Source organism: Caulobacter sp. 05T431 (assembly GCF_056665975.1).
In genome coordinates this window covers 63,903-78,916 of the sequence record NZ_JBFTKU010000007.1, presented here as the reverse complement: position 1 = coordinate 78,916, position 15,014 = coordinate 63,903, and the positions used below count along the sequence as shown (strand labels likewise).

13 protein-coding genes are annotated in these 15,014 nt (G+C 70.8%); 10 read left to right on the top strand and 3 right to left on the bottom strand.

Going from position 1 to position 15,014, the window contains the following annotated elements; all coding sequences use genetic code 11:
• Positions 1–9: 9 nt before the first annotated feature.
• The 6 genes from fabI (at position 10) to pflA (ending at position 8,172) form a co-directional block, all read left to right on the top strand.
• Positions 10–789 carry an enoyl-ACP reductase FabI gene (gene fabI / locus AC1U89_RS08670; RefSeq protein WP_479899316.1) on the top strand — a complete coding sequence of 260 codons (780 nt, stop codon included), beginning with the start codon at positions 10–12 and terminating at the stop codon, positions 787–789.
• 16 nt (positions 790–805) lie between these two features.
• Positions 806–2,002 carry an acetate/propionate family kinase gene (locus AC1U89_RS08665; protein ID WP_479899315.1) on the top strand — a complete coding sequence of 399 codons (1,197 nt, stop codon included), beginning with the start codon at positions 806–808 and terminating at the stop codon, positions 2,000–2,002.
• A 156-nt stretch (positions 2,003–2,158) separates the two neighbouring features.
• Positions 2,159–3,760 carry an L-serine ammonia-lyase gene (locus AC1U89_RS08660; protein WP_479899314.1) on the top strand — a complete coding sequence of 534 codons (1,602 nt, stop codon included), beginning with the start codon at positions 2,159–2,161 and terminating at the stop codon, positions 3,758–3,760.
• Positions 3,761–3,767: 7 nt separating this feature from the next.
• Positions 3,768–5,045: an MFS transporter gene (locus AC1U89_RS08655; RefSeq protein WP_479899313.1), complete on the top strand. Its 1,278-nt coding sequence runs from the start codon at positions 3,768–3,770 to the stop codon at positions 5,043–5,045.
• 21 nt (positions 5,046–5,066) lie between these two features.
• Positions 5,067–7,322: a formate C-acetyltransferase gene (gene pflB / locus AC1U89_RS08650; RefSeq protein WP_479899312.1), complete on the top strand. Its 2,256-nt coding sequence runs from the start codon at positions 5,067–5,069 to the stop codon at positions 7,320–7,322.
• A gap of 1 nt (position 7,323) precedes the next feature.
• On the top strand, positions 7,324–8,172 hold the full coding sequence (gene pflA / locus AC1U89_RS08645; protein WP_479899311.1) for a pyruvate formate-lyase-activating protein: 849 nt from the start codon (positions 7,324–7,326) through the stop codon (positions 8,170–8,172).
• On the opposite strand, the gene AC1U89_RS08640 is transcribed toward pflA, so the two are convergent.
• Positions 8,169–8,555, bottom strand: coding sequence for a hypothetical protein (locus AC1U89_RS08640; protein ID WP_479899310.1), 387 nt, complete (start codon positions 8,553–8,555; stop codon positions 8,169–8,171). The two genes, pflA and AC1U89_RS08640, sit on opposite strands and share 4 nt — an antisense overlap.
• A 347-nt stretch (positions 8,556–8,902) precedes the next feature.
• Here AC1U89_RS08640 and AC1U89_RS08635 point away from each other — a divergent pair, with 347 nt between their 5' ends.
• From AC1U89_RS08635 to AC1U89_RS08620, 4 genes are all read left to right on the top strand, one after another.
• Positions 8,903–9,538, top strand: coding sequence for a response regulator (locus AC1U89_RS08635; protein ID WP_479899309.1), 636 nt, complete (start codon positions 8,903–8,905; stop codon positions 9,536–9,538).
• A gap of 83 nt (positions 9,539–9,621) precedes the next feature.
• Positions 9,622–10,980, top strand: coding sequence for a DUF1254 domain-containing protein (locus AC1U89_RS08630; RefSeq protein ID WP_479899308.1), 1,359 nt, complete (start codon positions 9,622–9,624; stop codon positions 10,978–10,980).
• A complete protein-coding gene (locus AC1U89_RS08625) occupies positions 10,977–11,837 on the top strand; it encodes a DUF2092 domain-containing protein (protein WP_479899307.1) in 861 nt (286 codons plus the stop codon). The genes AC1U89_RS08630 and AC1U89_RS08625 overlap by 4 nt, the downstream gene beginning before the upstream one ends.
• A complete protein-coding gene (locus tag AC1U89_RS08620) occupies positions 11,834–12,808 on the top strand; it encodes a hypothetical protein (RefSeq protein WP_479899306.1) in 975 nt (324 codons plus the stop codon). Before AC1U89_RS08625 ends, AC1U89_RS08620 begins: the two co-directional genes overlap by 4 nt.
• On the opposite strand, the gene AC1U89_RS08615 is transcribed toward AC1U89_RS08620, so the two are convergent.
• Together AC1U89_RS08615 and AC1U89_RS08610 are read right to left on the bottom strand one after the other, a co-directional pair.
• On the bottom strand, positions 12,805–13,521 hold the full coding sequence (locus AC1U89_RS08615; RefSeq protein ID WP_479899305.1) for a hypothetical protein: 717 nt from the start codon (positions 13,519–13,521) through the stop codon (positions 12,805–12,807). The two genes, AC1U89_RS08620 and AC1U89_RS08615, sit on opposite strands and share 4 nt — an antisense overlap.
• Positions 13,522–13,608: 87 nt before the next feature.
• A complete protein-coding gene (locus tag AC1U89_RS08610; protein WP_479899304.1) occupies positions 13,609–14,982 on the bottom strand; it encodes a sensor histidine kinase in 1,374 nt (457 codons plus the stop codon).
• Between the last annotated feature and the right edge of the window lie 32 nt (positions 14,983–15,014).

Genomic DNA, 15,014 nt, shown 5'->3' with positions numbered 1-15,014 from the left:
GAGACGGACATGGACACCCCGCACCGTCCGATCCTGTCCGGCCGCCGCGCCCTGGTGGTCGGCGTCGCCAACGAGCACTCGATCGCCTACGGCTGCGCCAAGGCCTTCCGCGAGGCGGGGGCCGAGGTGGCGATCACCTGGCTGAACGACAAGGCGCGGCCGCACGTCGAGCCCCTGGCCCAGGCCTTGGGCGCCCAGATCACCGCCCCGCTGGACGTCTCGGTCCCGGGCGAGCTGGAGGCGGTGTTCGACCAGATCCGCGAGCAGTGGGGCGGGCTGGACATCCTGGTCCACTCCATCGCCTTCGCGCCCAAGGAGGACCTGCAGGGCGGGCTGCTGGACTGCTCGGCCGAGGGGTTCGCCAAGGCGATGGACGTCTCGTGCCACTCGTTCGTGCGCATGGCCCGCCTGGCCGCGCCGCTGATGAACAACGGCGGGACGATGTTCGCCATGAGCTATTACGGCGCGACCCGGGTGGTGCCGAACTACAACGTCATGGGCCCGGTCAAGGCCGCCCTGGAGGCCGCGTGCCGCTATCTGGCCTACGAGCTGGGCCCGCTGGACATCCGGGTGCACCCCATCTCGCCCGGACCGCTGAAGACCCGCGCCGCCTCGGGGCTGAAGGACTTCGAGCTGATGCTGAACGCGGCGGCCCAGAAGTCGCCGCTGGGCGAGCTGGTCGACATCGACGACGTCGGCTTCGCCTGCGCGTACCTCGCCACCGACTACGCCCGGCGGATCACCGGCGGGACCATCTATGTCGACGGCGGCGCCAACGTCGTCGGCTGAACAGGGAGAGTCCCCGATGAGCGCCTGCCTGGCGGTCCTCAACGCCGGCTCGTCGAGCCTGAAGTTCGCCGTCTACGACGCCGCGCCCGGCGAGACCGTGCTGCTGAAGGGCCAGCTGGACGGGATCGGCGTCTCGCCGCGCCTGGTGCTGAAGGACGGGCGGGGCGAGGTGCTGGAGGAACAGAGCTGGCCGGTCGAGGGCTTCGACCACGCCGCCGCCACTCACGAGGTGCTGAACGCGGCGATCCAGCGCAAGGGCGACCGGACGGTGCTGGGCGTGGGCCATCGGGTGGTGCACGGCGGCCGGGCCTACGCCAGGCCGGTGCGGATCGACGCCTCGGTGATCGCCGCCCTGCGCGCGCTGGAGCCCCTGGCCCCGCTGCATCAGCCGCACAATCTGGCGCCGATCGAGGCCATCGCCGAGGGCGAGCCGCACGTCGCCCAGGTCGCCTGTTTCGACACCGCCTTCCATCGCATCCAGCCGCCCCTGGCCCAGAGGTTCGCCCTGCCGCGCGCGTTCCACGACGCGGGGGTGCAGCGCTACGGCTTCCACGGCCTGTCGTACGAGTTCGTCTCGGGACGCCTGCGCGACCTGGCGCCGGAGCTGGCCTCGGGCCGGGTGATCGTCGCCCACCTGGGCAATGGGGCCAGCCTGTGCGCGATGCAGGACGGACGCAGCGTGGCCAGCACCATGGGCTTCACCGCCGTGGACGGGCTGATGATGGGCACCCGCTCGGGCAATCTCGACCCCGGGGTGCTGATCCATCTGATCGACGCCTACGGCCTGGACGCGCGGGGGCTGGAGGACCTGGTCTACAAGCGCTCGGGCCTGCTGGGGGTCTCGGGGATCTCGTCCGACATGCGCGCCCTGCGGTCCTCGTCCKAACCCGAGGCGGCCGAGGCCATCGACCTGTTCGTCTATCGCGTGATCCGCGAGATCGGCTCGATGGCCGCCGCCCTGGGCGGGGTCGACGGCCTGGTCTTCACCGGCGGCATCGGCGAGAACGACGCCCAGGCCCGCGAGGACATCGTCCGGGGCTGCCGCTGGCTGGGGCTGGACATCGACGAGGCCGCCGACCGTTTCGGCCGGCAGGCGCGCCAGATCAGCCCCCAAGGCGCCCGCGCCGCCGTCTGGGTGGTGCCCACCGACGAGGAGCGGATGATCGCCCGCCACACCGCCTCGCTGCTCAGCCTGGCGCCGGCCTCGAGCTGAGACCGGTTCTCAACAAGGCCCCGCTCCGAGGGTTAGCCGGCGCCGATCTCGGGTCTTACCCTAATGGCCTGGCCGAGAGCTCGGCCGGACACTGCCGTCGCACGAAACAAAGGGGCGGGGGCGCCTTCGCGCGCCGCTCCAGAAAAGGGCAAGGCGATGGACAGGATGGCGGAGGGGGCGATCGTCCCCGAACTCGACACGCGTGAACCCCCGGCCGGATCCGATCGCCGCGCCTTCATGATGCGCAGCGCCCTGGCGCTGTCGATCGGCGCCCTGACCGGCTGCCAGCCCAAGGACGTCTCCAACATCCCCGCCAAGTCGCCCGGCGCGCCCGGCGGCGGCGCGGCTCCCGCCCTGGACCCCAATCTCGACGTGGTCAAGAAGTCCAAGGGGCCGGTGATGACCACGGTCCAGGAGTTCTACAAGGTCGGTCCCGGGCCCTCGTCGTCCCACACCATCGGCCCGATGCGGATCACCTACGACTTCTATCAGCGCTGCACCAAGCTGCCGGCGGACCAGCTGGCCCAGGCCACGGCGCTGAAGGTCAACCTGTTCGGCAGCCTCAGCGCCACGGGCAAGGGGCACGGCACCGAGCGCGCCGCCCTGGCAGGCCTGATCGGCAACGAGCCGGCCACGGTCGATCCCGCCTTCCTCGACAGCCTGGCGGCCAATCCCGACCAGACCTTCACGGTCAAGCTGGGCGGCAAGGACATCCCCGTCTCGCTGAAGGACATCATCTACGACGCCACCAAGGGCGACTTCCACCACCCCAACACCATGACCTGCAAGCTGCTGGCCGGCGACAAGGTGCTGCTGGAGCAGGAGTATTATTCGGTCGGCGGCGGCTTCATCGAGTGGAAGGGCTACACGCCGCCCAAGAAGAACCCGCCGAAATATCCCTATGCGCGGATCAGCGAGGCCCTGGCCCACTGCAAGCGCGACAACATCACCCTGGCTCAGCTGGCCATGGCCAACGAGACCACGATCACCGGCCAGAGCGAGGCCGACGTGAACGCCTTCCTCGACAAGATCCTGGGGGCCATGGACGCCACGGTGAAGACCGGCCTGGCCGCCCCGACCTCGGTCCTGCCGGGACCGATCAAGCTGAAGACCAAGGCCCACGACGTCTACGTCAACGCCCAGGGCCAGGAAGGCACGGCCCGCCGGGCCATCGCCCTGGTCTCGGCCTACGCCCTGGCGGGCTCGGAGGAGAACGCCCGCGGTCACCTGGTGATCACCGCCCCGACCGGCGGGTCGGCCGGGGTGCTGCCGGCCGTCATCTACTCGCTGGGTCCGGCGGGGGCGAAGATGTCGAAGGACAAGCTGCGCGAGGCCCTGCTGGCGGGCGCGGTCATCGGCTATCTGTGCAAGCACAACGCCACCCTGTCGGCGGCCGAGGGCGGCTGCCAGGCCGAGATCGGCGTCGCCTCGGCCATGGGCGCGGCGGCCATCGCCCAGGCCTACGGCGCCCCGCCGCAGGTGGCGGCCAACGCCGCCGAGGGGGCGCTGGAGCACCATCTGGGCATGACCTGCGATCCGGTGGCCGGCTTCGTCCAGGTGCCCTGCATCGAACGCTGCGCCTTCGGGGCGGTGAAGGCCTGGACCGGCTACCTGATCGCCACCAACGAGATCCCGGTCAATCGCCGCGTGGACTTCGACAGCACGGTGGACGCCATGGCCCTGACCGCCAAGGAGATGAACTCCAAGTACAAGGAGACCTCCGAAGGCGGTCTCGCGGTCTCGGTCACCCTGTGCTGAGGCGACGATGGCGCGGAGGATCGCCAGTTCGGGCGGCGTGGGCGGCGTGATCGTCGTCGCCTGGCTGGCGACCTCCGTCTTCTATTTCTACCAGTACATCCTGCGCTCGGCGCCGGCGGTGATGATGCCGCAGCTGTCCGACGCCCTGGGGGTGTCGGCGGCGGGCCTCGCCGCGCTGGTGGGCCTCTTCTACTACGGCTACGCGCCCTTCAGCCTGGTGGCCGGCGTGGCCATGGACCAGCTAGGCGCGCGCAAGGTCGTGCCCCTGGGCTGCGCCGTTGTCGCGGTCGGGGCGCTGCTGTTCGCCACCGGCGACAGCAACCTGGCGGCGGTCGGACGGCTGCTGCAGGGCGTGGGCGGGGTCTTCGCCCTGATCGGCGCGGCCTATATCGCCACCACCAACTTCCCCGCCTCGAAGGCCGCCACCCTGATCGGCGTGACCCAGATGTTCGGCATGGCCGGCGGCTCGGCGGGTCAGTTCCTGGTCGGGCCGGCCATCGCCGGCGGCGTCGGCTGGCGGACGTTCTGGCTGGCCATGGGCGTGGCGGGCGCGGTCATCGCCGTCTTGCTGGTCCTGGTCATGCCCGGCGGCCGCAAGAGCGGCAACCGGAACTGGCTCGGTTCGTCGGCGTCGGCCCTGTGGGCGGTGGCGTCCAACCCGCAGTCGATCCTGTGCGGCCTGATCTCGGGCCTGTTCTTCATCCCCACCACCATCTTCGACATGGTCTGGGGCGTGCGCTTCCTGCAGGAGGCGCACGACATGCCCTACGGCGTGGCGGTGCTGCGCTCGGCCTCGGTGCCGTTCGGCTGGATCATCGGCTGCCCGCTGGCGGGCGTGCTGTCGGACTGGATGGGACGGCGCAAGCCGGTGATCGTCGGTTCGGGCGTGCTGCTGGCCGCCTGCCTGGCGATGATCCTGTACGGCCCGCCGGGCCTGTTCCCGCCCTTCCTGCTGGGCCTGGTCACGGGGATCGCCTCGGGCGCGGCCATGCTGCCCTACACGGTGATCAAGGAGGCCAACCGCCCCGAGCACAGCGGCACGGCCACCGGGGTGGTCAACTTCATCAACTTCTCGTTCTCGGCCCTGCTGGGTCCGGTGTTCGGCGGCTGGCTTCTGGCGGCGTCGAAGGGCGGTCCGCGCGAGCTGGAGCACTACCAGGCGGCGTTCTCGCCGCTGCTCTACGGGGTCGCCCTGGCGGTGCTGCTGACCCTGCTGCTGAAGGAGACCGGGACCCGCGCCCGGTCCGCGGCGCCGCCGCCATCCGTCACCCCCAGTCCAGCCTGATTCCAGTCCTCGGAGGCGTGCATGAGCGACTCGATCCTGAAGCCTTCTCCCGCGGCCGAAAAGGCGGCGGCGCCCTTCGCGGCGGGCTTGTGGTCGCGCGAGATCGACGTGCGCGACTTCATCCAGGAACACATCACGCCCTATGACGGCGACGAGTCGTTCCTGGCAGGCCCCACCGAGCGGACGACCGCGATCTGGGCCCGGCTGCAGGCCATGTTCGTCGAGGAACGCAAGAAGGGCGTGCTGGACGTTTCGCAGATCCCCAGCACGATCATCGCCCACGAGGCCGGCTACATAGACCGCGACAACGAGGTCATCGTCGGCCTGCAGACCGAGGCCCCGCTGAAGCGGGCGATCATGCCCAACGGCGGGTTCCGCATGGTGCTGACCTCGCTGAAGACCTACGGCTACGAGCCCGACCCGGCGGTGGTCGAGACCTTCACCAAATACCGCAAGACCCACAACGAAGGGGTGTTCGACGCCTATACCGAGGCCGTCCGCCGCTGCCGCTCGTCGCACGTCCTGACCGGCCTGCCGGACGCCTACGGGCGGGGGCGGATCATCGGCGACTATCGCCGCGTGGCCCTCTACGGCGTGGACCGGCTGATCGAGGCCAAGCGGGCCGAGAAGGCCGCCCTGGACGACGCCTGGTCCACCGACGAGATCATCCGCGACCGCGAGGAGCTGTCGGAACAGATCCGCGCCCTGGCCGAGCTGAAGGTCATGGCGGCCAAGTACGGCTTCGACATCTCCGGTCCCGCCGTCACGGCCAAGGAGGCCGTGCAGTGGCTGTACTTCGGCTACCTGGCCGGGGTGAAGGAACAGAACGGCGCGGCCATGTCGCTGGGCCGGGTCTCGACCTTCCTCGACATCTATTTCGAGCGCGACCTGGCCTCCGGCGCCCTGACCGAGAGCCAGGCCCAGGAGATCATCGACGACTTCGTGATCAAGCTGCGGATCGTCCGCTTCCTGCGCACGCCCGAATATGACGACCTGTTCTCGGGCGATCCCACCTGGGTGACCGAGTCGATCGGCGGCCTGGGCGACGACGGGCGGGCGCTGGTGACCAAGACCAGCTTCCGCTTCCTGCAGACCCTCTACAACCTGGGCCCGGCGCCTGAGCCGAACCTGACCATCTGGTACTCGCCGCGCCTGCCCGAGGGCTTCCGCCGCTTCACCGCCAAGGTGGCCATCGACACCAGCTCGATCCAGTTCGAGAGCGACGAGATCATGCGCCGCGAGTGGGGCGACGACGGGGCCATCGCCTGCTGCGTCTCGCCCATGCGGCTGGGCCACCAGATGCAGTTCTTCGGGGCGCGCGCCAACCTGGCCAAGTGCCTGCTGTACGCGATCAACGGCGGCCGCGACGAGGTCAGCGGCGAGCAGATCGCCCCGCCGTTCGAACCGGTCCAGGGCGACTATCTGGACTTCGAGGACGTGCTGGTCCGCTACGAGCGGATGATGGACTGGCTGGCCGGGACCTATGTCAGCGCCATGAACGTCATCCACTACATGCACGACAAGTACGCCTACGAGCGGATCGAGATGGCGCTGCACGACTACGCGCCGTTCCGGACCATGGCGTTTGGCATCGCCGGCATGTCGGTGGTGGCCGACAGCCTGTCGGCCATCAAGTACGCCAAGGTGAAGGTCGTGCGCGACGAGACCGGCCTGGTCGTCGACTACCTGATCGACGGCGCGTTCCCGGTATTCGGCAACAACGACAACCGCGTCGACCACCTGGCCTCGTGGCTGGTCAGCACCTTCATGGAGAAGCTGCGCAAGTACCCGACCTACCGCCACGCGCGGCACACCCAGTCGGTGCTGACGATCACCTCGAACGTGGTCTACGGCCGGGCCACCGGCAACACGCCGGACGGGCGCCGCAAGGGTGATCCGTTCGCGCCGGGGGCCAATCCCATGCACGGCCGCGACACCCACGGCATCCACGCCTCGGCCGCCTCGGTGGCCAAGATCCCCTATCGCGACGCCGAGGACGGCATCTCCCTGACCACCACCCTGGTGCCCAGCGGGTTGGGGCGGACGCCCGAGGACCGGATCACCAACCTGACGGGCATCCTCGACGCCTTCTTCGGCTCGACCGGCTACCACATGAACATCAACGTCCTGAACCGCGACACCCTGCTGGACGCCATGGAGCACCCGGAGAACTACCCCTCGCTGACCATCCGCGTGTCGGGCTATGCGGTGAACTTCGTGCGGCTGACGCGCGAGCAGCAGATGGACGTCATCAACCGCACCTTCCACGGCGGCTGAGATGGTCGGGGCGGTCGACGAGAAGACGCCGGCCCTGGAGGCCGCCAACGAGTTCGAGCTGCGGGTCGGGCTCAGCCGGCACGTGCCGGAGATGAACATCCGCACCGGCCTGGCCACCGGCGAGATCGGCTTCCTGCACTCGTTCACCACCGGCTCGGCGGTGGACGGGCCGGGGATCCGGCTGGTGGCCTGGCTGGCCGGTTGCATGTTCCGCTGCCGGTTCTGCCACAACCCCGACACCTGGACGCTGACCAACGGCCTGCCCGTGCCGTTCGAGCGGGCCGTGGAGGAGCTGCGGAGCTACGCCAACGGGCTGAAGGTGATGGGCGGGGGGCTGACCCTGTCGGGGGGCGAACCCCTGATGCAGGCCCGCTTCGTCGCCCGCCTGTTCGCCGCGGCCAAGGCCATGCGCGTGCACACGGCGATCGAGACCAACGGCTTCTACGCCGAGCGCCTGTCCGACGACGAGCTGTCGAACATCGACCTGGTGATCCTGGACATGAAGGGCTTCACACCGGAGCAGCACGAGCGGGTGACCGGCGTGGCCGACAACGCCCGCGTCATCGCCTTCGGTGAGCGGCTGGCCCGGCTGAAGCGGCCGATGTGGCTGCGGTTCGTGCTGGTCCCGGGCCTGACCGACGTCCCCGGCGAGATGGCCGCCCTGGCCGACTACGCCGCCGGCCTGGGCGTGGTCGAGCGGGTCGAGGTGCTGCCCTTCCACCAGATGGGGGCCTTCAAGTGGGCCCGGCTGGGGCTGGACTACGACCTGGAGGCCACCCAGCCGCCGTCGGCCGAGCAGGTCGAGGCGGCGATCGGCGTCTTCCGCGCGGCGGGGCTGTACGCCTGCTAGGGCGTGGCGGCGGGCTTCTGGGCGGGCTTTTCGCGTTCCACGGCGCAGGGACCGCTGGTCTGCTTCAGGCCCGAGGCGCCGACCGTCTTCCACGATCCCCGGCCGCTGGCCCGGTCGACGCTGAGCGTCAGGATCAGCGAGGCCGAGGCGATGACGCCCTCCAGCTTGGCGCGATCCGCCGTGCAGCTGAAGACCTCGCACAGATTGGGTCCGAAGCCCTTTTCGGCCGGCTTCCATTCCTGCAGCAGCTTGGGTGCGACGCGGAACGTCCGCGTGGTCTGGGTCGTGCTGTCGATCCGGCACCGCAGGATCAGGGCGTCGCTCGTCGGAGGGTCGGCGAGACCCACGGCCAGCAGGGTGATGAGCAGGGCGGTCGACGGCACGGGGGACCTCCGATTTGCCCCATCATGCGCCGCCCGGATCTCAGCGCCCCTTGGGTGAATACCTGAGATGCGCTGGAGGTTTATGCGGATGGCGCCTCACCACCTTTGGGTGTCTGTTTCAGCATTGAAACGAACGGTTGGGCGCCGTTCGGGCGGGGGAAGTCCCTTCGACGGAGGGACGATCGATCCAGACAAACCCTCGTCCTAGTCCAGAGTTGGTGTTGAGGGGCGTTGAGGGACCAGGTTTCGCGAAGGCGACCGCGTGAGCGGGCCTGTCCCCCTGTCCTGCCGGCGGTCGCGCTTGGCCTCGGTCAAGCGCGGCGCATGTCCACAGGGAGGGGCGTGAAATGCTGCGTATTCTGATTGCCGACGACCACGAGCTGGTCCGTCGCGGCGTGCGGAACGTCATCGAGGACCATCCGGGCTGGATGGTCTGCGCCGAGGCCTCCGACGGCCAGCAGGCGCTGGACCTGGCCCTCCAGGAAAAGCCCGATGTGGCCATCCTCGACGTGTCGCTGCCGATCCTGAACGGGGTGGCGCTGACTCGCCTCCTGCAGAAGGAGTGCCCCAAGATCCGCGTCCTGCTGTTCACGATGCACGACGACGACGAGACGGTCAGCAGCGCCCTGGCGGCCGGGGCGCGGGGCTATGTCCTGAAGTCCGACACCGGCACCAACCTGGAGGGCGCGATCTCGGCCCTGCACGTCAACCGGCTGTACTTCTCGTCGCCGGTCTCGGAGCTGCTGCTCTACGCCGCGCTGAACGAGCGCAAGAAGTCGCGGCTGGAGAGCTTCACCACCCGCGAGCTGGAGGTCGCCCAGCTGATCGCCGAGGGCAAGGTCAACAAGGAGATCGCCCGCCAGCTGAAGATCAGCATCAAGACCGTGGAGAGCCATAGGGCGGCGGGCATGCGCAAGGCCGGGGTGCGGACCGCGGCGGCGTTCGTCCGCTTCGCGATAAAGCACAAAATGATCCAGGCCTAGGTCGGCGCCACGGTCGCCTCCGGGTTCGGCCTGATACCCCCCTCGCCGCGATCTCGAAACACTTCGCGTGTGCGGAGGCATCGGTGACCAAGCAGATCTTCAAGCCGCGAGGCCAGAACACCACCCGCGCGATCGCGGCCAACGTGTTTTCGCTGTGCTTCCCTCTGTTCCTGGTCGACGCCGTGCGGCGGGTCCATCCCATGGCGCTGCAGCAGTTCCATCTGCTGCCGCCGGACGGCGCGGACCTGGCGCCGGGGCTGCTGGAGGACGATCCCCGCGTCGTCATCGCCAGCGCATGGATCGACCTGACCGACGGCCCCGTGGTGCTGCACCTGCCGCACACTCACGGGCGACACTTCGACCTCACCCTGATCGACACCGCCGGCGAGCCGTTCGCCGCCCTCGGGACCCGCACGGACAACGACGACGGCGTGGACGTCGCGGTGGTCGGCCCGCGCTGGAGCGGCGAGGTCCCGCACACCCACCTGGCCCGCCGGGCGCCCAGCGACGCCTGCTGGGCGGTCAGCCGCATCCACGCCCACTCGGCGCTGGACCGCCCCGAGGCCGAGGCCGTCGCCCGGAACCAGCACATCAGCTCGCTCGGGCGGCGAGCCGACCATCACACCGACCACGTCACCAGCCTGGAGCCGCCGGCCGTGTCGAGCCTGCGTCAGGTGGTCGAGCTGGGGCCGGCCGTGTTCTTCCATCGCCTGGACTCGGTGCTGGACCGCGCCCCGATCGGCTTCGAGCGGTCGGTGCGGCCCCTGATCGACCAGTTCCGCCGCGACCTGGACGGGCCGCCGCCGGTCTCCAGCTGGTCGCCGGACCTGGCCGAGGCCCTGGAGCAGGGCTTCGCCGACGGCCTGGCGGCGATCCGGGCGGCCACGGCCGCCATCTCCGAGAGCCGGGGCATCGGCTGGCACGCGGTGGCCGTGCCGCAGCACGACGAGTCCGGCGCGTCCCTGGCCCAGGCCGGCCGCGCCTATTCCAGCCTCGGCGCCCCTTCGCGCGAGGAGCTGCTGACCCTGGTCTGCGAGCACGACGGCCACGGCCGTCCGCTGCGCGGCGACCGCGGCTCGCGCCTGCGTTTCCCGCCCGACGGCCTGCCGCCGGTGCGCGGGTTCTGGCGGCTCTACACCCGGCCGACCGCCTCGGGGGACCGGCGGCACGGGATCGGCGACCGCAACGACCTGAGCCCCGACGACGACGGCGCGCTGAGCCTGATCATCCACGACCGGCCGCCGCCGCCCGGCGACCTGGGCAACTGGCTGCCGGCCCCGCGCGGCGAGATGTGCCTAGTCATGCGGCTGTACGCGCCCCGCGGCGAGGCCCTGTCCGGCGCCTGGCGCATGCCGCCGATCGAGATCGTGGACCTGGACGGTCCCAGGTCGGGCGTCTCGCCCCCCGAAAGCCTCAAGCCAAACAGGAGGACTCCATCGTGAGACCACTGCCCTTCGTCGCCTGCTGCGTCCTGAGCGTCGCGGCGGCGGCCTTACCCTCCCTGGCCTCCGCCCAGGCGGCGCCGGCCCAGACGACGCCGAAGCCGGCCGCTCCGGCGGCCGCCCCGGCGACGACGCCGGACACCGGTCCCGCGACGCCGACGGTCGAGCCCGAGGCCCGCCAGGCGCTGGAGCGGATGAGCGCGTATCTCGGCACGCTGTCGAGCTTCGAGATCAAGACCCAGACCACCGTCGACATCATCACCGAGATCGGACAGCGGGTGCAGATCGACGGGTCGGCCCACTACAAGGTGCGGCGCCCCAACGGCTTCGTCATCGACGTCGTCACCGACATGAAGACGCGCAGCTTCTTCTACGACGGCAAGTCGTTCACGGTGTTCTCGCCCAAGCACGACTACTACGCCACGGTCCCCGCGCCGGACACCATCCTGAAGACGCTGGACGTCCTGTGGGATCAGTTCGGCCTGGCCCTGCCGCTGGAAGACCTGTTCCGCTGGAACGACACCAAGAGCCGGCGGGCCGAGGACCTGAGCAGCGGCTTCCTGGTGGGCCCCGCCACGATCGACGGGGTGCTCACCAACCAGTACGCCTTCCGCCAGGGCGAGGTGGACTGGTCGGTGTGGATCGAGCAGGGCGACCGCCCGCTGCCGCGCAAGCTGCTGATCATCGACCGATCCCAGGCCGAGCAGCCCGCCTATGTGGCGCGGCTGGCCTGGACCCTGAACCCGACGTTCCCGGCCGACACCTTCACGTTCAAGGCCGGCCCCAACGCCAAGTCCATCCGCATGAGTACGCTCGAGACCGACACCGGGAGCACGCCCGCCAGGAGCACGCCATGAAAGTCCGCATCCCCCATGTGATCGCCATCACGGCCGGCGTSGCGGCCTCGATGATCATCTATGTCGACGCCGCCGACGCGGGTCGTGGCGGCGGCGGCGGCCGTGGCGGCGGCGCGCGCGGCGGCGGCATGAGCAGCGTGAGCCGAGGCGGTGGGGGCGGCGGCGGCTTCAGCCGTGGCGGCGGCTCCTCGTCGTTCGGCGGCGGCGGTGGCGGTCGCTCCAGCTACAACCGGGGCCCGTCCTCGGGCAGCAGCTTCAGCCGACCCTCCACCGGCTCGCGCCCCAGCGCGGGGACGCGTCCCAGCACGGGCGCGGGCGGCGGCCTGGGCGGCGGCGCGGCGCAACGACMCAGCGGCGGAGCCGGATCCGGCGTCGGCGGCGGGGCGGGCGCCGGCTCCAGGCCCTCCACAGGCTCCCGGCCCTCCACCGGCGATCGGGCGGCGGGCGGCGGTCGCGCCGACACGGGCGCCCGGGGCGATCGCGGAGACGGCAGCCGGGGCGACCGGGGCGATCGCGGCGACAGGGGGGATCGTGGCGACCGCGGCGACCGTCCCGACCGCGGCGACAACACCATCGGCGGCGGCGACCGCAACACGAACATCAACAACAACACCAACATCAACATTGACGACGGCTGGGGCGGCTGGGACGACGGCTTCTACCATCCGATCGCGGCCGGGATGGTGATCGGCGCGACGGCGGCGGTGACGGCGGCGGCCCTGACGCCCTATCCGTATTACGGGGCGGCCTACTATTCGCTGCCGGCCGGATGCGGCGGCTATCCGTACTACGGCCACTCGTACTACCGCTGCGACGGCTACTACCTGGAGCCGCGCTACGAGGGCGACACGATCGTCTACGTCAACGTCCCCGACCCGGCCTCGCCGGAGGGCAAGGCCGCTCCCCAAGGCAAGACGACCTCGTCGGCGCCGACCCCGACGCCCACCACGCCGCCGCCCACCCAGCCCTAGGGCGGCGGGGCGGCGGCCGGCGGCGGCCCCAGGACCGTGGCCAGCGAGAACATGCCCGGCGAAGAGGTTGGGATGGTCAGCAGCATCTGCAGGCCGATCAGCCAGGTCACGATCGACACGGCCGCCAGGGTGAAGCGCACCGAGGTCTGGCGGAAGACCTGGCCGATGCCGCCGAAGAACATCGCCGTGGCCAGCACCACGCCCGCGCGGTTGTAGGCGTAGGAGGTGCGGCTGGCCGCCTCGCCCAGGGCGAACTGGGTCTCGGCCTCCTTCTCGGCCCGCGCGGCCTCCTCGAAGCCGGGCGTGCGGTAGCCGGGCATGGCGAACGGGGTCGGCGGCGCCTTCGGGTCGTCCAGGGGACGGGTGGCCAGCCAGGCCTCGAACTGGTCGTGGAAGTTCTCGGGCATGCGGGTGCGGTAGAACTGCGCCAGGGCTTCGTTGCCCCGGCTCTTGGCTTCGATCCAGTCGCTGAACAGGTCGATCTGCACCGAGCGGACCATGTCGCCTTCGAACCGGGCCCGCGAGGCGGCGCCGCGCTCGAAATTCGCCCGGCCGAAATGCACGCTCTGCATGCCGTTCCAGATCGCGCCCTGGTGGGAGGCCCACGACGCCATCAGGCCGGCGACCGACAGGACGACGGCGGTCACCGTCTCGACCAGCCTGGCTCCCGCCGAGGCGTTGGCGCTGTCGTTGTCGTCGTGCCGGCGGGCCATCCTTCGCTCCCGTTCCTCGTTTCCCCTGAATCCCTCAAAGAACGGCCCCGCACATGTGCGGGGCCAGTGAGGAGGCTTGGAGACCTCCTAGTCCGCCGTCTGAGGGGAGGAGGGCGGACGATCCAGGGTCGCGCCGGGAGGCGGCCGCGACGATCCGTGATTACCCCGAGGCCGGGACCGGAGCCGCCCGGGTTCCCCGGTCCGGGGCGACGATGGAAAGCGCACCGCCCCGGAGCCGGCGGGCAGGACGGCGACGACGACCGTGCCGTTTCCGGGGCAGGCGATCTCGATCCGCCCCTTCAGCTGGGCCGCGCGGGCCCGCATGCCCGCTATGCCGACCCCGGACTCCAGGCTGGCGCTGTCGCCCCGCAGCAGAGCCGCGACGCCCTTTCCGTCGTCGCTGACTCGCACGGTCAGGACGCCGTCCTCGCTGACCAGCTCGACGTCGGCGTGCTGGGCCTCGGCGTGGCGGTAGACGTTGGAGAGCGCCTCCTGGACGATGCGGTAGGCCGCGTGCTGCACCGGGGGCGGGGTGGCGTCGACCGGGCCGCGGGTCAGGAAGCTGGCGGTCAGGCCGGTGCGGGCCCCGAAGCCGTTGACGAAGCCGCGCACCGCGTGGGCCAGGCCGTCCTGCTCGAGGCCGGCCGGCTTGATCAGGTAGGAGAGGACGCGGATTTCCTTCATCACCTCGCCGACCGAGATCGACATGTCGTCGAGCACCTGGTCGGCCTTGGCGCCGGAGACCAACGGCCGTAGGCGTCCCAGCGACAGGTTGAGCGCCGCCAGGTGCTGGCAGGTGGAATCGTGCAGCTCGATGGCGATGCGCACGCGTTCCTCCTCCTGCGCCGCCAGCAGGTCGCAGGCCCGGGCCGGCGACGGCCGCGCCTTGGGCAGGGGCAGGTCGTCGTGCACCACCACGAACACCGGCCCGGGGCTGGAGGGCAGGGGGCTGATCCGCACGTGGCGACGATGGGGCGGTTCGCTGTCGGTCACCGTGTAGTGGTGGGTGAACGAGGAGCTGTGTCCGCTCAGCAGGTCCTGGACGCCGTTGCGGAACGCGCCCCGTCCCAGGACCGGGCTGATCCGCGTGCAGAAGTCCAGATAGGGCTCGCCCAGGCCGGCGTGACGCGACGCGCCCGAGCGCCGGGCGCCCTCCCGCCAGGCGGGATTGACGGCGATCACCACGCCGGCCGCGTTGATCAGGGCCGTCTCCTGGACCAGGGCCTTGGAGACGCCGGCCAAGAGCCGGGCGGCGGCGCGGCCGGCGGGCTTCAGCCCGGCGGCGGGGGGCGGGGAGGTTTCCGCCGGCGCCAGGGCCGACCTGGCCCGCCGCAGCATCCCGGTCACCGACAGGCCCAGTCCGCGGGGCGTGGCGGACGGGGACGGACCGCCGTGGCCGCCGAAGATCGGACGGGGCCACGAGGGCGGGGCCGCGAGCGTCTGGTCGAGCCGATGGGACATCTCAAGCGTCCTTCCGCTGGCCTCTCCCGACA